General features: G+C 68.6%; 17 protein-coding genes. 9 read left to right on the forward strand and 8 right to left on the reverse strand.

Annotated features, from left to right (window positions below; all coding sequences use genetic code 11):
* Positions 1 to 3: 3 nt before the first annotated feature.
* The 3 genes from NF20_RS04950 to NF20_RS04960 are packed head-to-tail and all read right to left on the reverse strand — an operon-like array spanning position 4 to position 4,028.
* Entirely contained in the window at positions 4 to 498 is a 495-nt protein-coding gene (locus NF20_RS04950) for a gluconokinase (RefSeq protein WP_033710858.1), read from the reverse strand.
* Positions 495 to 2,492 (reverse strand): phosphotransferase, encoded by a 1,998-nt coding sequence (locus NF20_RS04955; RefSeq protein WP_033710859.1) that lies wholly within the window; start codon positions 2,490 to 2,492, stop codon positions 495 to 497. The genes NF20_RS04950 and NF20_RS04955 overlap by 4 nt, the downstream gene beginning before the upstream one ends.
* An 18-nt stretch (positions 2,493 to 2,510) precedes the next feature.
* Entirely contained in the window at positions 2,511 to 4,028 is a 1,518-nt protein-coding gene (locus tag NF20_RS04960; protein ID WP_011724808.1) for a carboxylesterase/lipase family protein, read from the reverse strand.
* 123 nt (positions 4,029 to 4,151) lie between these two features.
* On the opposite strand from NF20_RS04960, the gene NF20_RS04965 reads away from it, so the two are divergent.
* Positions 4,152 to 4,787: a hypothetical protein gene (locus NF20_RS04965; RefSeq protein ID WP_322887914.1), complete on the forward strand. Its 636-nt coding sequence runs from the start codon at positions 4,152 to 4,154 to the stop codon at positions 4,785 to 4,787.
* 97 nt (positions 4,788 to 4,884) lie between these two features.
* Here the strand turns inward: NF20_RS04965 and NF20_RS04970 are convergent, their stop codons facing one another.
* On the reverse strand, positions 4,885 to 6,108 hold the full coding sequence (locus NF20_RS04970) for a cytochrome P450 (protein ID WP_081759503.1): 1,224 nt from the start codon (positions 6,106 to 6,108) through the stop codon (positions 4,885 to 4,887).
* A 93-nt stretch (positions 6,109 to 6,201) separates the two neighbouring features.
* On the opposite strand from NF20_RS04970, the gene NF20_RS04975 reads away from it, so the two are divergent.
* Complete coding sequence (locus NF20_RS04975; protein WP_009976717.1) at positions 6,202 to 6,831, forward strand: TetR/AcrR family transcriptional regulator; 630 nt, start codon at positions 6,202 to 6,204, stop codon at positions 6,829 to 6,831.
* 7 nt (positions 6,832 to 6,838) lie between these two features.
* On the opposite strand, the gene NF20_RS04980 is transcribed toward NF20_RS04975, so the two are convergent.
* The 3 genes from NF20_RS04980 to NF20_RS04990 form a co-directional block, all read right to left on the reverse strand.
* Positions 6,839 to 7,447 carry a hypothetical protein gene (locus NF20_RS04980; RefSeq protein WP_033710862.1) on the reverse strand — a complete coding sequence of 203 codons (609 nt, stop codon included), beginning with the start codon at positions 7,445 to 7,447 and terminating at the stop codon, positions 6,839 to 6,841.
* A gap of 108 nt (positions 7,448 to 7,555) precedes the next feature.
* On the reverse strand, positions 7,556 to 8,638 hold the full coding sequence (locus NF20_RS04985) for a dihydrodipicolinate reductase (protein ID WP_033710863.1): 1,083 nt from the start codon (positions 8,636 to 8,638) through the stop codon (positions 7,556 to 7,558).
* A gap of 24 nt (positions 8,639 to 8,662) precedes the next feature.
* Positions 8,663 to 9,451, reverse strand: a complete 789-nt coding sequence (locus tag NF20_RS04990) for an SDR family NAD(P)-dependent oxidoreductase (RefSeq protein ID WP_009976713.1) — start codon at positions 9,449 to 9,451, stop codon at positions 8,663 to 8,665.
* A 212-nt stretch (positions 9,452 to 9,663) separates the two neighbouring features.
* On the opposite strand from NF20_RS04990, the gene NF20_RS04995 reads away from it, so the two are divergent.
* The 7 genes from NF20_RS04995 to NF20_RS05025 all read left to right on the forward strand — a co-directional run bounded on the left by NF20_RS04995 (position 9,664) and on the right by NF20_RS05025 (position 14,941).
* Positions 9,664 to 10,263 (forward strand): TetR family transcriptional regulator, encoded by a 600-nt coding sequence (locus tag NF20_RS04995; RefSeq protein ID WP_033710864.1) that lies wholly within the window; start codon positions 9,664 to 9,666, stop codon positions 10,261 to 10,263.
* 175 nt (positions 10,264 to 10,438) lie between these two features.
* Positions 10,439 to 11,146, forward strand: a complete 708-nt coding sequence (locus NF20_RS05000) for a hypothetical protein (RefSeq protein ID WP_009976710.1) — start codon at positions 10,439 to 10,441, stop codon at positions 11,144 to 11,146.
* A 151-nt stretch (positions 11,147 to 11,297) separates the two neighbouring features.
* The gene (locus NF20_RS05005) at positions 11,298 to 12,836 is read left to right on the forward strand and encodes a nitric oxide reductase activation protein NorD (protein WP_033710865.1); all 1,539 of its coding nucleotides are present in this window, start codon (positions 11,298 to 11,300) and stop codon (positions 12,834 to 12,836) included.
* A gap of 22 nt (positions 12,837 to 12,858) precedes the next feature.
* Complete coding sequence (locus NF20_RS05010; RefSeq protein ID WP_033710874.1) at positions 12,859 to 13,653, forward strand: CbbQ/NirQ/NorQ/GpvN family protein; 795 nt, start codon at positions 12,859 to 12,861, stop codon at positions 13,651 to 13,653.
* A gap of 17 nt (positions 13,654 to 13,670) precedes the next feature.
* Positions 13,671 to 13,799, forward strand: coding sequence for a hypothetical protein (locus NF20_RS28000; protein ID WP_011724800.1), 129 nt, complete (start codon positions 13,671 to 13,673; stop codon positions 13,797 to 13,799).
* The gene (locus NF20_RS05020) at positions 13,796 to 14,494 is read left to right on the forward strand and encodes a hypothetical protein (RefSeq protein WP_033710866.1); all 699 of its coding nucleotides are present in this window, start codon (positions 13,796 to 13,798) and stop codon (positions 14,492 to 14,494) included. The genes NF20_RS28000 and NF20_RS05020 overlap by 4 nt, the downstream gene beginning before the upstream one ends.
* Positions 14,495 to 14,506: 12 nt before the next feature.
* On the forward strand, positions 14,507 to 14,941 hold the full coding sequence (locus tag NF20_RS05025) for a hypothetical protein (protein WP_033710867.1): 435 nt from the start codon (positions 14,507 to 14,509) through the stop codon (positions 14,939 to 14,941).
* Positions 14,942 to 14,961: 20 nt separating this feature from the next.
* Here NF20_RS05025 and NF20_RS05030 read toward each other — a convergent pair whose 3' ends face one another.
* Positions 14,962 to 17,568, reverse strand: coding sequence for a sugar epimerase family protein (locus NF20_RS05030; RefSeq protein WP_033710868.1), 2,607 nt, complete (start codon positions 17,566 to 17,568; stop codon positions 14,962 to 14,964).
* Between the last annotated feature and the right edge of the window lie 3 nt (positions 17,569 to 17,571).

Genomic DNA, 17,571 nt, shown 5'->3' on the forward strand with positions numbered 1-17,571 from the left:
CGGCTACCGGCGGGCCCGCAGGACGGCGTCGACGATCGAATCCACCTCGCGGCCGGCGTCCACGGTCAACCCCGCCTCGTCGGGGCCCAGCGGCTCCAGGGCGTCCAACTGGGACTGCAGCAGCGCGGCAGGCATGAAGTGGCCGGACCGGGCCGCCAGCCGGGGGCCGATGAGCGCCGCCGAACCGGACAGATGCAGGAACGCGACGTCCGGGCAGTGCGCGCGCAGCCGGTCGCGGTACGCCCGCTTCAACGCCGAACAAGCTGCCACGCCGCCGTCGCGGTGGGCGGCCAGCCATTCGCCGACCTCGTCCAGCCAGGGGCGGCGGTCGTCGTCGCCGAGCGGTGTGCCGGCCGCCATCTTGGCGATGTTGGCGGGCGGGTGCAGGGTGTCGGCGTCGACGAACGGCACCCGCAAGCGCCGCGCGAGCGCCACCCCGACCGTCGACTTGCCCGACCCGGAGACGCCCATCACCACGACGGGTGCCGATCCGCTCACCCGATCCGTTCGCCGAGATTGCGGTTCCATTCCAGCCAACCGACGCCCCGGCGGCCGTCTCCGGTGCTGACGGCGGCCCAGACACGGGGGAACTGGCTGACCCGCCCGTCGGCGGCAACCAGCCGGACCGGCGCCTGGCCGCGCACGTCCACCTGCGCGGTGATCTCGCCCGGGTTGAGTTCCAGCGTCGCGTCCAGCGGTAATCCGTTGTCGCCGAAGGATTCTCGCGAGTCGACGGTCTGCAGTTCGGTGACTTCGCCGTCGGCGCCCTGGGTGTAGCCGATGCTGAAGGCGGGTGCGCCGGGGATGCGGATGTTCACCCCGTGCAGATGGGTGCCGTCGTCGAGGTGTAGTGCGCTCCAGATCCAGTCCATGCTCCACCAGTCGCGCACCCCCCAGGAGTGATCGCGTTGTCCGGCAACGGATTCGATGCGGTAGGCGGTGTCGCCGATGGTGACGCTGCCGGTGACGGTGCACGGAATCTCGTAGCGGGTCGTCATCGCGTATTTGTAGGGCGTGCCGTCGGTGTGCCAATCCAGGTTCATGGTCATCGCGACGGGGGCGCCGGGCTCCCCGCGCAGCAGCGCCGCCGGGTCGGCGTAGGCCTGGGCCAGGGCCCGCACGTCGACGCGGTAACTGCGCAGCGGCACGCCGGCGGAATGCGTGATCTCGAAGGTGTCGGTGCGCACCGTCCACGGATCCGGCGGCAGCGGCACCTGCGCGTCGACGGCGACGGTCGGCATGTCGGGGCCGCACACCAACGCGTGCACCCACGCGGTCTGCTGATTGGCGACCAGGCCGAGGCGAAACCAGCCGCCCAATCCCTGTGCGGGATCGGCGAAGTCGGCGTACCAGCTCTCGCTCCACAGCGGTTCGGTGGTGGGATCGTGGGCGAGTTCGTCCTCGGGCGACGGCCGCAACGGCTCGGGCGCGCTCGCGGCCGGCAGCGTCGCCAGCGCGTCGGTGTCGAGCACGTGGTCGCAGTGCCGCCGCAGCATCGTCATGAACATCTGGTCGCCGCGGTCGGTGCGTTCCACCAGCATCGAGGAGACGATCGCCATCATCACCCCGAAGAAGCTCTGCCGGCGGACCCCGTCGGCGACGTCGGCCAGGGTGATGGGCGGCTGCGGGCCCAGCGCCTCGTGGTAGGCCCGCAGCAGCGCGTCGTAGTGTTCGCGGCGGTCCTCGGTGGGCAGCGCGCAACCCAGGAAATAGGCGAGATCGGTCAGCGCGGGTCCCCACGACACGGTCTGCCAGTCGACCACCGTCAGCGCGCGCTCGGCCCCGGCGGTGCCGAACAGCATGTTGTCCAGCCGGTAGTCGCCGTGCACCAGGCCCCGGACGCCCGGCTCCTGAGCAAGATAGCCGTCGAACGCGGCCACGAGGCGTTCGCACACCGCCCGATGCTCGGGCGCGATCTGGTCGCCGTAGCGCTCCACGAAACCCGCGTACAGCGGCGCGATCATGGCCTGGTTCAGCGGCGCGTCGCGATTGAGCCACGGCGCCTGCGCCAGCGAGATGTCGCCGAGCAGCGGGCCGTGCAGCCGCCCCAGCTCGACGACCCCCAGCCGGGCCTGTTCGATTGTGGCACCGGCGATTTCGTCGCCGACGACGGCCGGTCCGGCGTCGCCCAGCAGCAGGTCGAACACGCCGGTCGAGGTGTCGACGGCCGCGTGGTAGCAGGGCGCGATCGGTCCGCCCAGCCGCGGCGCGAGGTCACCGTAGAAGCGGACCTCCCGCTCGTAGAGGCCCAGCGCCAGGCCGGTCTGCCGGCTGACCGGATCGGTGGCCGCGACCTTGAGCACCACCGACTCGGGTCCCCGCGCATCGGCCTGCGCGTAGCGCAGCCGGATCCGGTAGCACTCGCTCATCTGACCGGTGCCGATGCGCTCGACCGAGAAGTCCGCGATGGGGCCGGTGCCGATCACCGCGGCCAGCCAGGAGGCACTCAGGTCGCTGGGTCGTTCGATGACTTGCTCGGTCTCGGCATGCATGAGGGTTAGCGTGCCAGGTCAACGCGCCAGTGAGAAGCCGTCCCAGGCCATCCGGCGGTGCGGGTGCGGATCGAACTCGACGCGCGATTTCCGGTCGAAGACCAGCACGGCGCGATCGGCGGCGGTGTAGCGCGGCCAGTCCTCCCCCGGCACGCCGGTGCGGCTGAAGGCCCGCCAGCGCCGCTGCACCTGATTGCTCACCCGCAGCGCGGCCCGCCGATCGGCCGCGGCGGTCAACAGCGCGCCGAACCTGGTGCGGTAGACGTCGAACACGGCGAGCAACTCGGTGGCGTGGGTGGCGCCGAAACCCGACCAGCGCAGCGTGCGCGGGGCGTAGTCGTACCGGTAGAGGTAGGTGGGTGCGTGCGCGCAGTGGGCCTCGGCGATCTGCCAGGCCGCCGAGCCGAAGGCGAAGTCACCGCCGAGCTGGATGCACGCGGACCGGTCGGGATAGTCCGGATAGGCGGCGGTAATGCGTTCGCGCACAGCCGGTTCCGCGTCGGCCAGCAGCTCTTCGACCATCGATTCGTTGGTCGGCAGCATGGCCAGGAACCGGGTGAACAACCGGCCCTCTTCGGCGTTGGTGCCCACGATGAGCGGCACCCGGTGCGCCTCGCCGCGCCGCATCGCCTCCACCGGGTCCGTCGGCAGGATGTCGTCACCGACCACGGGCCCGATCGGGAAGGCGCCCAGCCTGTCCTGCATGCCCTCGTCGATCAGCCGGTGCTGGGTCTTGACCAGTTGGGCCGCCGACGCCTGCATCAGCGCGTTGGCCGCGTCCTGGCGGCGCACACCGAGCAGGTTGGCGAAGCGGTTAGCGAATTCGGCGGCGACCTCCTGGGAACGCACCAGTCCTGAGGCCGGGCTTTCTGAAATCGCTTGGGCGAACAGGCCTTTGGCGGCCGGGACGGCCAGCAGCGTGGCGGTGATGCAGGCGCCGGCGCTCTCCCCGAAAATCGTGACGTTGTCCGGGTCGCCACCGAACTCGGCGATGTTGTCGCGCACCCACTGCAACGCCAGCACCAGGTCGCGCAGGTACAGGTTGCTCTCCAGGGGGATTTCCGGCGTCGACAGCGACGAGAAGTCCACGCAGCCCAGCGCACCCAGGCGATAGTTCACCGACACGTAGACACACCCGCGCCGGGCCAGCGCCGCCCCGTCGTACAGCGGTGTCGCCGAGCTGCCCAGGAAATAGCCGCCGCCGTGGATGAACACCATGACGGGCAGCGGCCCCTCGGCCGGCGCCTCCGGCGTGACGACGTTGAGGGTGAGGCAGTCCTCGCTCATGGGCTGATAGCGGCCGCCGAGGCCGGAGAGGCCGAGCAGGGTGTAACGGCGCTGCTGCGGCGCGCAATTGGCGAAGCCGTGGCAGTGCCGGACGCCCGACCACGGCTGCGCGGGCTGCGGCGCGCGGAAGCGCAGGTCGCCCACCGGCGGGCGCGCGTACGGGATGGACCGCCACCGGTGGACCCCGTCGCGGGTGAAGCCCTCGACGATGCCGGTGGCCGTGCGGGCGCGGACGGTGCGGTCATGCATGAATCGACGGTAACCGACGTGACGGCGCCGACGCGCGCGCAGCGCCTTGTTTGCCCGGCGCGCCGGTTAGCCTGACTGCATGCGGATAGCTGCGATGATCGCCGCGTCAGTACTGGTCGCCGGGTGCGCACACACGACGGGCGGCCGTTCGGAGCCCACCCCGAGCGGTGCGGCGACGCCGTCGGGGTCCGCCGCCGGTCCGTCGAGCAGCAAACCGCCGGGGCCTCGGCCGCGCCGGCCGCCGGTGCGGCGATGTCGGACGTCATCACCTGGATCGAGGCAGGCCACCCGGCCGATCCGAGCCGCTACCACACGGCGACCCGCGACGGCGTGGCCACGCCGCTGGGCGACGACATCGCGGTGTCGGCCCTGGCCGGCAAAGTCTCGTGCATGACGGATGCCAAGCACACCGGCGGCGCGGTGGTCTGCCTGGTGAGCCTGACCCATCCCGCCCCGCCGCCCGCGACGGCCTACGGCCAATGGCAAGGCGGCTGGGTCGATTTCGACGGGACGAGCCTGAAGGTCGGGTCCGCCCGGGCCGATCCGGGTCCGTTCGTCAACGGCAACGGGACGGAGCTGGCCAACGGGGACTCGCTGGCGTTCGGGGAGTACCGGTGCCGCGCCGACCAGGCCGGCCTGTATTGCGTGAACTACGCGCACCAGTCGGCGGCCAAGCTCAGCCCGACCGGGGTCGAACCGTTCGGCTGCCTGCGCTCGACGCCGCCGCCGGACGGCGTGGGCGCCGCGTTCAGCTGCTGAGGCGTTCGCTGCCCAACGTCGACTTGTTGCGTGAAATCGTGGCTTTCGGCGCCAACAACTCGACGCTCGGCGGTGGTGATGTGCGGCGCGGTGGTGGTCACCAGGTGACCGGGAGTTCTTTCATGCCATAGATGTTGGCGTCCTTGAACTTCAGCTGCTCCGGGGGCACCGCCAGTCTGAGCCCGGGCAGGCGGCGCGCCAGCGTGGCGAACGCGACCTGCATCTCGACCCGGGCCAGGTTCGCGCCGATGCATTGGTGCACGCCGTAGCCGAAGCCCAAGTGCCCGCGGGGGTTTCGGTCGGCGTCGAAGGATTCGGGATTATCCACGAATTCGGTGTCCCAGTTCCCGGCGGGCAGGTTCATCACCACGAACTCCCCCGCCCGGATCAGCTGACCGGCGATCGTCAGGTCTTCGGTCGCGACCCGGTCCACCTGGCTGTGCACGATGGACAGGTAGCGCATCAGCTCTTCGACGATGTTGGCGACGACGGCGGCGTCGTCCGTTTGTCCGAGCCTGGCGTAGATCTCCGGATGCCCCAGCAGCGCAACGGTTCCCAACGAGATCATGTTGGCGGTGGTTTCGTGGCCGGCCTGCATCATGATCACGCTGTTCATGGCGGTGGTGGCGTAATCGAGTTGGCCCGTCGCCACGTATTCGGTGATCAGCCGGCTGATCAAGTCGTCGCCCGGTTCGCGTGCCTTGCGCTGCACCAACTCCTCGATGTAGGCGTACATGGCCCCGAAGGCCTTGCCCTTTTCCTCGTCGGAGGATTTCTGGTCGAGCCCCTTGCTGGTGTTGAACTGGAAAAGTTCCAGGTCTTCCGGCGGCACGCCGAGCAGCAGCGCGATCACCAAAGACGGCACCGGCAGGGCGAATTCCCGCACCAGGTCGGCCGGCGCACCGCCGTCGAGCATCCGGTCGAGGTAGTGGTCGACGGTGTCCTGGATCTGCGGTCGCATCGATTCGCACCGCCGGAAGGTGAAGTTGCCGGTCAACATGCGGCGCAACCGATGATGCTCGGGATCGTCGGTCCGGGCGAACATCACCGGGACCTTGTTGTCGGCATCGGTGGGCATGATCGAATCCGGAATGGTCTTGGCGGACAAGCGCGGATCGACCAGCGCGGCGCGAATGTCGTGGTAGCGGCTCACCACCCAGACCGGGTTGCCCTGGAACAGCGCGCGGCGCAGCCCGGGTCGTTGCCGCCAGTCCACGAACTCGGGTGGCGGGGCGAGCGGGCAGTGCGCGGCCCGCGGCATCGGCAACACCGGAAGCTCCGCGTCGGCGCGGGATTCGGAGGTCTCGAAAGATATTGACATGACCCATGTTTCCAGTTAAGTGGCAGAAGCCTGACAGTTAAAGACTGTAAAGCCCCGCCAGTTGGCAGTCAACTGTCGGTTACGCTGGGTCTCATGACCGCGGTTGAGGACCGACCGTTGCGTTCGGACGCGGCACGCAACGTCGAGCGCATCCTGCGCGCGGCCCGCGAGGTGTACGCGGAGTTGGGCCCCGACGCGCCGGTGGAGGCGGTCGCGCGCCGCGCCGGCGTCGGCGAGCGAACGCTTTACCGCAGATTTCCGGCCAAGGCGGACCTGGTGCGGGCCGCCCTGGACCAGAGCATTGCCGAGGATCTCACGCCGGTGATCGACAGCGCCCGCCACGCGAAGGACCCGCTGCACGGGCTGACCCGCCTGGTGGAGGCCGCGATCTCGCTGGGCGCCCGCGAGCAGAACCTGCTGGCCGCCGCGCATCGGGCCGGGTCCCTCACCTCCGACATCTCGGTTTCGCTCAACGAGGCGCTCGGTGAGCTCGTCCGCGAGGGACAGCGGGCCGGCAGGATCCGCGCCGACCTGGTCGCCGACGATCTGCCCCGGTTGGTGGCGATGCTCTACAGCGTGTTGTCCACCATGGATGCGGGCAGCGAGGGCTGGCGACGCTATGTCGCACTGGTCGTCGACGCGATATCGGTCGATGAGCGCCGGCCGTTGCCGCCGGCCGCCGCCCTGCGTTATGCGTCCCAGCCGAACAGCTGGCCCCTGTGAGGTCCGATCAGCCGGCCGGCAAGCCCGCTTTGACCGCGGCGTCTTGTTTGCGGGCGAGGTCGAGCAGAACGTCAGCGGGCGTGGGGTTGCCTATCACACAATCGGATTCGAGGTCGACCATCGCCCTTCCCTCGACGAAGACCGCCTCGGAGATCTCCATCGGGTTGGCCGGATCGCTGCCCTGGCCGATCACCATGAACCCGTTGGAGCCGATGTCGATGGGCTGCTGTGGCCCGTTGACCTTTTTGCCGACGACGTCGCGCATGTTCGCCGCTGTCTGAGCGGCGGTGGCCGGGTCGGGGAACACCGCGATCGTGTCCATGATGGTGCGCTTGCCGTCGGCGTTCTTGAAAACCTGTCCCACGCCGGTGATGCCGCTGGGATTCTGGCTGGGCGGGCCGTCGGCGGTGGCGTTGGGGCCCACGTCGCCGGGCTTGATCAACAGGTTGCTGTAGTCCGCCGGCGCCCCCGCGGAGGGCGATGCGGCGCTGGTGGTGGAGGTCGCCGCGCTCGATGACGCCGCCGGGTTCTTGTCCCCGCCGCAGCCCACCACCGTCGCGCCGACCAGCACCGCGGTGGCCGTCAGGCCGAGCGCGGACGTCCGCACCTTGGTCATGAGCCCTCCTTCCGAAGTCGGCTGTCCGGCCGCCGAACGAATCGTTCACCTGAGGGCACAGCCTATGGGTTCGACGCGATTCGTGAAGCGATCTCGCCCAACGGTGGACTAGCGGTCCTGCCACAGCGCGCCGCGCATGGTCGCCGCGAGCGGAATGTCCTCGACACCGATGAGCCCCTGGGGCGCCCGGCACACCCAGTCGATCGCGTTGACCACCCGGGCGGCCGTCGAAATGCACCCGGCGTCAGTGGAATCGAACAGCGGATGGGAGACATGGGTGTTGATCTCGACCCGCGGCTCGCCCGCCACGACCACGCGGTGCACCCCGGTGTGACCGTCGGGCGGATATTCCCAGTCGGGCGCCGCGGCCCGGGTGAGCCGGGTGACGTGCTCGAGGGTGATGACGGGCTCGCCGTCGCGGACGCCCTCGGTGGCGAACCGGACCGCGGCCATCCGTCCGGGCTGCACCGTCATCATGGTGCAGTCGATGCGCTCCGGGGTGAACCAGCGCTCGATGCGCTGGCGCACGTCGTCGAGCTCGACGCCCAGATGGTCCGCGAGGCTGCGGACCTGACCGCCCCACATCGCCACGATCACCCCGGGCAGAAACATCATCGGCGAGTCGTCGTCCGGGGCGGTTCCGAAACCCATTGCGGCACCGGTGAACTCGGCGTCGTCGTAGTTTCCGTAGTCGAAGATCTCCTGCACGGTGATCGACGAGACCCGGGTGGCCAGGCTGACGGCGGCGTGCACCAGCGTATCGCCGGAGAAGCCGGGATCGATGCCGTTGACGTAGAGCGAGGTGTTGCCCGCCTCGCAGGCACGCTGCAGGGGTTCGCGCAACCACTCGTCGGCGTGACGGGGCGCCACCAGCCAGACCATCGACGTGCCGACCACGTTGGTGCCCGCGGCCAGGAACCTGGACATCTGCTCGATGGCGTCCATCGGCCGGGTCTCCCCCTGCGACGTGTAGACCACGCAGTCGGCGTTCAATGCCACCAGGGCGTCGATGTCGTCGGTGGCGATGATGCCGGTCGGTTCGTCCAGCCCGCACAGCTGCGCCGCGTCCCGGCCGATTTTCTCCGGACCGGCGGCGTGCACGCCGACCAGTTCCAGATCGGGCCGGCCGATGATCGCCCGCAACGAATGCCGGCCAACGTTGCCGGTGGAGAATTGAATGACTCTGCGCACGACTGCCTCGTCCTTTGCGGGGGTTCAGTAATCCGGTATCGGCAGCGGCGAATTGTTCGAGTCGAGGCCACCGTCGACGTGAAAGATCGCATTGGTGGCATAGCAGTCCCGGGTGCACAGGTACACCGTGAGCCGGCCGAGGTCCTCGACGTCGCCCAGCCGGTGCAGGGGCGTGGCCGCCAGCATCTTCTCCAGCGATCCGGGCATCAGGTCCAGGCTGCCCCGCAGACCGTCGGTGGCGAAAGAGCCCAGCGCAATGGCGTTGACCCGGATCTTGGGCGCGAGTTCCTGCGCCATGGCGCGGGTGAGCGCCTCGAGGCCGCCCTTCGCGACGCAGTAGGCGGTCAATGCCCGGATCCCGAACCGGGCCGAGCCCGACGAGATGTTGACGATCGAGCCGTGCCCGGCGGCGAGCATGTGCGCGGCCACGAGCTGGCTCATGATGAACGCCGAGGTCACGCACCAGTCGAAGGTGTGCCGGAAGTCCTCGTCGGTGATGTCCAGAAACCGTGCATAGCTGGAGCCGCCTACGTTGTTGACCAGGATGTCGATGCGGCCGAGACGCTCCATGGCGGTGTTGACCACGCGCTCTCCGTCCGGGCGGCTCATCGCATCGGCCACCAGCGCCAGGCCCTTGCCGCCCGCCGCCTCGATGCCCTCGATCGTGCCGACGATATCGGCCTCGGTGCGCGCGGTCCCGACGACAGTGGCGCCCGCCTCGGCCAGCACCCGGGCGATGCCCGCCCCCACTCCCTTCCCGGCGCCCGTGACGATCGCGACCTGTCCGTCCAGCCGGAATTGCTCCAACGCCATGCCGGACTCCCTCGGTAGCGGGTGATGTCTGCGCCGTTCAATGTAGGTAGCGCGCTGACTATAGTCAATGACTATGCTCAGTTGCTATCCGGGTTTGCTCGATGCCGAGAAGAATAGTCGAGGTATGCAAGCGTTTTTGGTGATGACGCGGCATAATGGGTCGTTGAGCATGCCGTCTTTGGCATGAGTCGGGTCAACCGTAAGGAAGAGCGATGGCTGTGGCGGACCGGCTGTCGGCGCGTGAAGCCAAGCGCCTGCAGACGCGCGAGCGTTTGATGGGCGCCGCGATCGCCGAGTTCGCCCGCGCCGGGATGGCCGAGGCCGACGTGGGCGCGATCGTCGCCGCCGCGGGAGTTGCCCACGGCACCTTCTTCTTTCACTTCCCGACCAAGGAGCATGTACTGCTGGAGTTGGAGCGCCGGGAAGAGGAGCGGATAGCCAAGCAGTTCGCGCAATTCCTCAAGTCCGAGCACGATCTGGCGTCGGCGTTGAACGAGGCGGTCCGCTTGGTGGTCGGGCTGGAGCGCCGATTGGGCCACATGCTCTTCAATGACTTTCTCGCGCTGCACTTCTCCCAGACCCGCCCGCAGACCGAGGATGGCCGCGACCACCCGTTGATCGTCTTGGTGGCCAAGGAGATCGAAGGTGCCCAGCAACGCGGCGAGACGGACCCCCACGTCAATCCCATGAACAGCGCGGTGTTCTTCCTGTTGGGCCTGTACGCCTTGTTGATCACCACCAACCACTGGCCCACCGGACACGCCCTGCTGGAGGACTACGTCGCGAGAACTCTGCGCAGTCTGAAACCCTGACGCCGCAACGCCTTACGGGTGCGGGCCGTCGACTGCGCGGAACAGCCTCGATTCAGTACTCCTTTGCATTGTGCTGCACCGAGGTGTTCGGACGCGGTGTCTTTCGCTGACTATAGTCAGTCTGTTATAGTGCAGGCGCCGATCCAATCAGTGTCGATGGCGGGGAGGGTTCGCGATGCTGCCCAGGCTCGAATCGAGTGACGCCGCCCAGGCCGGCCTGAGCATCGACGAGCACCTGCACCGGTCACAACTCGCGCAGCGGCGGGCGGACAAGTGGCTGATTTCCGGCAGCCTGCTGATCGGCACCGCGGCGCTCGGCGTCTTCGGATTGCCGCTGTTTCTCTGGGGAGTCCGGTTGCTGCGCCGGGCCCAACGCGAAGGCCTGTCCGTCCGGCCGATGCTGGTCACCCTGCTGGGCTATCTCGTGATCATCGACGCCGCCATCAACACCGTCGGGTGGGCGCTCGACCTGGTGGCCAACCACACCCTGCTGGCCCGGGTGCTGCTCAACGGGTGGGGCAACATGTTCGACGCCGGCTACTTCTGGCACTACAACGAGCTGTGGGTCGGCGGCGCGGCCGGTCCCGGCGAGAAGGCCTTGGAGGTCGGGCTCATCCTGACCGTCTTCACCATGCGGATCGCCGCTGCCATCGGCTTCCTGCAGATGAAGCGGTGGGGCCACCAGTGGATGGTCATCACCTGCTGGATGGGCGTGGTCATTTGGATCACCTACGTGTTCAACATGACGATGTTCGCCGACGTGCGTTTTGCCGGCGTCGTGTTGCCGGTCGTCGGCTGGTGGCTCTACGACATCTTCTACATCACCCCGTTTTTGGCCATCCCCTATCTGCACACCGTCAACCGCGAACTCTTCGCCGACTGAACCGCGCGCACGCTGAAAACCACTACGCCACCGAGGAAGTCACATCATGAGCTATCTATGGGAGATCCTCCGCTACGTCGCCGCGTGGGGCGGCACCGGGCTGATCATCTGGTTCTGGTACTGGCTGTTCTCCAACATCGGTACGTTCTGAATGACCGAGCGTTCCGAGTACTCCGACGGCCGCGCGATGGCGCTGGAACGCAGTTGCGCCGTGACGGCGGTCGCGCTGAGCGAGCAGCGCCGCGAAGGCGTGCGGCTCGTCACCGGCGAGCGGCGGGGCTTCGGACTGGATGCGGCACTCACGTTCGTCCACGTCCCCTACCCCGCACCCTCCGACTGGACACGCAGAACCCTGACCTGCGGTGTGGCCCTGCAATGCTCGCCATCCAAGGAACGCGTCACCGAATTCCGGCTGAACGAGCTGTCCGCGCGGGAACTGCGCGCGCTCACGCTCGTCGAAGGCGCCGTGGCGCTCGGCTGGATCGCGTCGCGGTGGCCCGGCCTGCTTCCCGAGGTCCAACGGCTGCTCCCCGACGTCCACCCCCAGGCCGCGGACATGGACGGCGCCCAGATGCTCGACAGGGCAATCGGATTGGCGGCGACCGGCCTGGAATTAACGGTGCCTCCGCTGCTGGGCGCTCTGCCGCTGGCCTACACGGCGCCGCAGGGATTGACCGACAGACTACGACGCAGCTTCGGGAGGATGCCGTGGACCACCACACAGAAGCGTCGTCCGCGGCCGTACTCGGTGCCCGTCGGCGGCGACGGGGGTGTGCGCAACCCGAATCTGCCGCCGCCGAGCCGGCCGCAGGACAACGATCTCGACGTCACACCCCAGCACCGGCCGGGCATCCCCTATCCCGAGTGGAACATGTGGACACAGCGATTCATGCACGACCACGTCGCTGTCGTCGAGCACGCCGACGGCCGGCGCCTCCGCCGTCCGGTGCCGGTGGCCGTCGATGTCCGCAAGTGGTTCGAAGAACACACCCACCGTGCAATGACCAGCCGCCTCGAAGACGGCTCGGACCTCGACGTCGACCAGTACGTCAGCCACTACATCGACCTGACGACGGGCGAGGCCAAGGAGCCGAGGGTGTTTCGCGACCTGTTGCCCAGCAGCCGCGACGTCACCACCGCACTACTGCTCGATGGCAGCTCGTCACTGGGGGTGCACGGGGGACGCGTGTTTCAGCTCGAATTGGCCTGTGCCGACGCGCTTTCGCGTGCCATGACGCTGGCGCGGGAACGCCATGGCGTTTTCGTGTTCACCGGCAACACCCGACACCGGGTCGAAGTCCGGTGCCTGAAGGACTTCGAAGACCGCCGGTTCGTGCCGCCGAGCACACTCGGCCTGTCCACCCGCGGCTACACCAGACTCGGTGCGCCACTTCGCCATTTGACCAGCCGGCTGCTCGCCCAACCCTCCGAGCGGCGCCTGCTGATCGTCATCGGGGACGGGCTGATCTCCGATGAAGGCTACGAGGGCCGTTACGCCTGGGCCGATGCCGCGCACGCCGTCGCGGAGGCCAACGACGCCGGCGTGTCGATGTATTACGTGGGCGTCGGGCCGACCCGGGTGGACCCCCTTCCGGAGGTATTCGGGCCGCGCCGGTCGCAACGGATCCGGCGTATCGAGGAATTGCCCCGCGTATTGGCCCATGTCCATCGCGAACTGGTCGCCGCGTGAATGCCGGCCGATTGAGGAAGAGATGACCACGGACACATATTTCGCCAACGGCAACGAAGTTCAGCTGTTCGAGCAGGCCTTTGCGCGGCGCCTGCCGGTAATGCTGACCGGCCCGACCGGGTGCGGCAAAACCCGGTTCGTCGAACACATGGGCTCGCTGCTGCAGCGCCCCGTGGCCACCATCAGTTGCCACGACGACCTCACCAGCTCCGACCTCGTCGGGCGCTTCATGGTGACCGGCGGCGACGTGGTCTGGACCGACGGTCCGCTCACCAGGGCCGTCAAAGCCGGGGCGATCTGCTACCTCGACGAGGTCGTCGAGGCCCGCCACGACTCCTTGGCGATCCTGCATTCGCTCACCGATCACCGACGATCGTTGTACCTGGACCGCGCCGGCGAGGTGGTGAAGGCCCCCGAAGGGTTCATGCTGGTATGTTCGTACAACCCGGCCTACCGCAGCTCACTCAAGGAGCTCAAACCCTCGTTCCGCCAACGGTTCGTCACGCTGGCGATGCATTATCTGCCGCCCGACCGCGAGGCCGACGTGATCGTCGCCGAATCCGGAATCCCGTTGGCCACCGCCCAGCGGCTGGTCAGGTGCGCGGTCGCGATCCGCACCGCCGACGAAGCCTTCCACTTCGAACCGCCGTCGACGAGGGTGCTGGTCACCGCCGCCCAGCTGATCGCCGCCGGCGCAACCGAATTGGACGCCGCCGACGCGTGCATACTCGCGCCGCTGAGCAGCGACGGCGCGGTCACCGATGGGCTGCGTGAAGTCGCGGCAGCCAGCCTGGCCACCTCGAACAGTTCGCCCTAGGGAAGGGAGTAACCGGCATGGACCGACAGGAACAGAAGCGCAAGAGGGCGCTCATCGTCTTCCAGATCTTCATCTACGGCTATCTGCTGGCGATGTTCGGCGTCCAGCTCTACATGTCGTTCGCCCGCGGCTGGTGGGATCTGTGAATCTCGCCGCCGCGCAAGCAAACAGCGCGACCACCCTCGAGGACCACCACGACGAATCCCGCCAGGCCCAGCGCCACGCCGATAAGTGGATGATCGTCGGCGCCGCCCTGATGGGCATGTGGGCGCCGGGCCTGATCGGGTTCCCGATCTTCATGCGCGGGGTGTGGTTGCAGCGCCGGGCGCTGCGCGCCGGATTGTCGGTGCGGCCGATGATCGTGACCCTGATCGGCTACCTGGTGCTGATCGACGGAATGCTCAACTCCCTGGGCTGGGCGCTCGACCTGGTCGCCAACCACACCCTGATCAACCGGGTGCTGATGGTGGGCTGGGGCAACATGTTCGACGCCGGCTACTTCTGGCACTACAACGAACTGTGGATCGGCGGCGCGGCCGGGCCGGGCGAAAAAGCTTATGTCGCAGGGCTGATTCTCACGGTCTTCTCCATGCGGGTGGCCGCCGCGATCGGGTTCCTGCAGATGAAGCGGTGGGGCCACCAGTGGATGGTCGTCACCTGCTGGATGGGCGTGGTGATCTGGTCGGCCTACGTGTTCAACATGACCATGTTCGCCGACGTGCGCTACGCCGGTGTGGTGTTCCCGGTCATCGGCTGGTGGCTCTACGACATCTTCTACATCACCCCGTTCCTGGCAATCCCCTACCTGCACACCGTCAACCGCGAAATCTTCTCCGACTAAAGGAGCCGTGCCATGACTAGTCCGTCCGTACCGTCTACCACCGACGACAAGGACTCGGCCGCCGGCCTCGAACCCGGCACCACGCCGTACTACGCGCGAATGCACAAATGGATCAAGCGGGTCGTGTTGGTGTGCCTGGTGGCCCTGGTGATCGAGGGCGCCTTCACCTTGCCGTTCATGGCGGTCTACTACGGCTACCCGACCCTGAGCCTCACCCAGATCTGCAGTGAGCTACTCAAGATCCGTTATTCCAACGACACTTTGGAGTGCAAATACCCCTACCCGCCGTTCGGACCGCCCGAGGGCGCCGAGGGCAAAGCCACCGCGCAGGACGTCTGGGGCATCCAGCCGATACCGAAGTATCACCGGCTGGGGTTCCGCGAACTCGTCAAGATCCACAACGACAGGCTGGCTCGCCAAGCGGCGCAACAACATTCGGCGCCATGATAGTGGGCCGCCGTAAGCGCCTACGCGCCGCCGGTGGCCGGCTCCGAAGCAAGTTCCAGCACCCTGATCTCGCCGGTCGCCCCGTCGACCTCGACGAGCGCACCCGGCGGCAACGACTTGGTGGCTCCCTGCACATCCACCACGCAGGGGAAGCCGAACTCGCGGGCCACCACGGCGGCGTGCGACATCGGCCCGCCGAGTTCGGTCACCACGGCCGCGGCATAACAGAATGCGGCGGTGTAGCCGACGTCGGTGGCCTCGGCCACCAGGATCTCGCCGGGCTGTAGGTCGTCGATGGTCTCGGGCCGCACGATGCGCACCCGACCGCGGACCCGTCCGCCGCACACCCCGACGCCGCGCAGGGTTCCGCCACCGGCCAGCGCCGGCACGGAAGTTGCCGTCGGCTGCCAGCTTCCGCTGAACACCGTGGGCGGTGCGATGCCGGCGAGCCGGCGGTGCTCGGCCCGACGCCGCGCCACCACCGCCGCGACGTCGGCCGGCAGGGCGTCGAGTTCGTCGACCAGCAGGTAGAACACATCGTGGGCGCTGCCGAAGACGCCCGCGTGGGTCAACCGGCGACCGTATTCCCGCAACAGGGCGCGCAACACCCAGTTGGCGCGCACCACCTTGTCGCGGCGGGCTTCGCGGTCGCGGAGTTGACGCGCAGCCAGCGCTGCAATCGGCTTGGCCTGCAACGGAATACGAGGATACTGCGGCGGCGGCGCCGCGGTCGCCGCCATCGCCTTGGCCACCATGCGGACCAGCAGCTCGGGGTCGTCGGCGTAGCTCGTCGACAGCATCTCCAACTCCGCCGGACCGCGGTGCCCGATCAGCGCCAACTCGGCCAGCACCGCGGCATGGAATTCCGGCGCGTCGACGGCCAGCTTGTCCAACCGCTCCCCCGGTTCGGTCAACACCCGGGCCACGTTCGGATCACGCTGTGCGGCAACGACCAGGCGCTGCATGGCCTCCACCGATCGCGCACTGACCAGTTCCGGGCCGGCCGGCGCCGAGGTGTCCCGTCCGCACACCGCGCGCAGCAACACGTTGAACGCCGCACACAGCATGAACGACGCGGAGGCCAGCACCCAGCCGTGCACGACCTGGTCGCGCGCCAACGCGATCAGGCTCAGCAACCGGCGCTCGTCGAGTTCGGCGGCGTCGCCGGCCAGCCGCTCCAGCCGATCCACGTCGGCGATGAAGTCGTCGGTGTCGCGCGCCGCACCGGAGCTCAGGCCCACCAGATTGACGCCGAACACCCCGATGTTGCGGGTATTGCGCAACAGCCTTCGGGCCCAGCCGGTTTCGGCCGGCCGCTGCTCACCGAAGACGGGCAGCGAGGCCATGCTGGGGCCGAAGAACCCGCTGTTACTGACGATCATCGACGGCTTGGCGAACGGCACGGTCTCGGCCATGAAGTGCGCCGAGGTGATCGCACCGTAGAGGCGGTGCGCGAACACGCCGACGGTGCGCAGGGCGATTTCGCGCTGCACCAGACCACCCGGCCGCAGCCGCTCGGCGATGGTGACGCCGCCGGCGCGTACTCCGCGCACCGTCGCCGACGCCGAGGACGGCGAGAACGGACCGGGCAGCGCCTCGGACAAGTTGGTGGCCAGGAAGGTGGGGAAACGCGGATCGATCGGCGTGTCGAACTCGCCGTTGACCCCTTCGGGGCCGGCCGGTACGGGCACCACACCGTCCTGCGCGGGGGCATCGACGGCGGGCAGGTCCGCGACGTTGGCCAGCCGCCAGGGCAGCGACACGACGCGGCGCCCCACCGTGACGCGCCCGCGCACCGCCAGCGCCATATCCTCGACACATTCACCGCACTGCCATGCCGGCCGAAAGCCCCACCGCTCGTGCAGCAGCGCGGTATCCATCAGCGGCGCGCTGAGCACCGGCTCCAGCTCGGCCGGCGCCGGGCGGCCCAGCCGCAGCACCGGGCGGCGCAGGGTGGCCGCGATCCGGCGAAACGTCGTCGTCCCCGGTGCGGCGAGATTGACTGTGCTGCTGGGTATTTCGGTGCTCAGCACCGCCGACTCCAGTAGTCGCAGCGTGTCGTCGAGGTGCACCAACTGGATGGGGCGATCGACGGTCCCGCCGGGGAAGGCGGGCAGCGCCAGAACCCGGCGCACCCAGTTGTCGACGTTGCGGCCGACGACGAGCGCGCAGCGGATGGTGACGGATTCGAGTCCGGAGGCGACGAGCATCTCCTCGACGCGGGCTTGCTGCACCGCGTCGGCGGCCGACGGGGCCGGCGCCTCGGCCTCGCTGCGCGGGGTGTCGCCACCGCCGTAGACGTGCGGCGACGATGGGAAAACAATGCGGCGCGCCGAGGTTTCGGCCATCGCCGCCAGCACGTTGGCGGTGCCGGCGATGTTGACCTGCGAGCCGGTCCCCTCCCGAGTGTCGTGGGTCCACGCGAAATGCGCGACGACGTCCGCACCGGTGACCGCGCGGTTGACCGCGGCGGCATCCCGGATGTCGGCCTCGATGAAATCCGCTGCGCTCGACCAGCTGTCGGGCCGATGCCGGGCGATGCCGACGACGTCGTGGCCCTTGCTGAGTAGCCGGGCGGCGAGGCCGCGACCGAGCACGCCGCTGGCCCCGGTGACCGCGATTCTCATCGA

Origin of the sequence: Mycobacterium sp. MAC_080597_8934 (assembly GCF_000523975.1) — a bacterium.
In the GTDB taxonomy this organism is placed as follows: domain Bacteria; phylum Actinomycetota; class Actinomycetes; order Mycobacteriales; family Mycobacteriaceae; genus Mycobacterium; species Mycobacterium avium.

Bases quoted from the DNA above. Each gene is read 5' to 3' on its own strand.
- NF20_RS04955 (WP_033710859.1), bottom strand. From the start codon at position 2,492: ATGCATGCCGAGACCGAGCAAGTCATCGAACGACCCAGCGACCTGAGT.
- NF20_RS04960 (WP_011724808.1), bottom strand. From the start codon at position 4,028: ATGCATGACCGCACCGTCCGCGCCCGCACGGCCACCGGCATCGTCGAG.
- NF20_RS04970 (WP_081759503.1), bottom strand. From the start codon at position 6,108: ATGTCAATATCTTTCGAGACCTCCGAATCCCGCGCCGACGCGGAGCTT.
- NF20_RS04975 (WP_009976717.1), top strand. From the start codon at position 6,202: ATGACCGCGGTTGAGGACCGACCGTTGCGTTCGGACGCGGCACGCAAC.
- NF20_RS04980 (WP_033710862.1), bottom strand. From the start codon at position 7,447: ATGACCAAGGTGCGGACGTCCGCGCTCGGCCTGACGGCCACCGCGGTG.
- NF20_RS04990 (WP_009976713.1), bottom strand. From the start codon at position 9,451: ATGGCGTTGGAGCAATTCCGGCTGGACGGACAGGTCGCGATCGTCACG.
- NF20_RS04995 (WP_033710864.1), top strand. From the start codon at position 9,664: ATGGCTGTGGCGGACCGGCTGTCGGCGCGTGAAGCCAAGCGCCTGCAG.
- NF20_RS05000 (WP_009976710.1), top strand. From the start codon at position 10,439: ATGCTGCCCAGGCTCGAATCGAGTGACGCCGCCCAGGCCGGCCTGAGC.
- NF20_RS05005 (WP_033710865.1), top strand. From the start codon at position 11,298: ATGACCGAGCGTTCCGAGTACTCCGACGGCCGCGCGATGGCGCTGGAA.
- NF20_RS05010 (WP_033710874.1), top strand. From the start codon at position 12,859: ATGACCACGGACACATATTTCGCCAACGGCAACGAAGTTCAGCTGTTC.
- NF20_RS28000 (WP_011724800.1), top strand. From the start codon at position 13,671: ATGGACCGACAGGAACAGAAGCGCAAGAGGGCGCTCATCGTCTTCCAG.
- NF20_RS05025 (WP_033710867.1), top strand. From the start codon at position 14,507: ATGACTAGTCCGTCCGTACCGTCTACCACCGACGACAAGGACTCGGCC.
- NF20_RS05030 (WP_033710868.1), bottom strand. From the start codon at position 17,568: ATGAGAATCGCGGTCACCGGGGCCAGCGGCGTGCTCGGTCGCGGCCTC.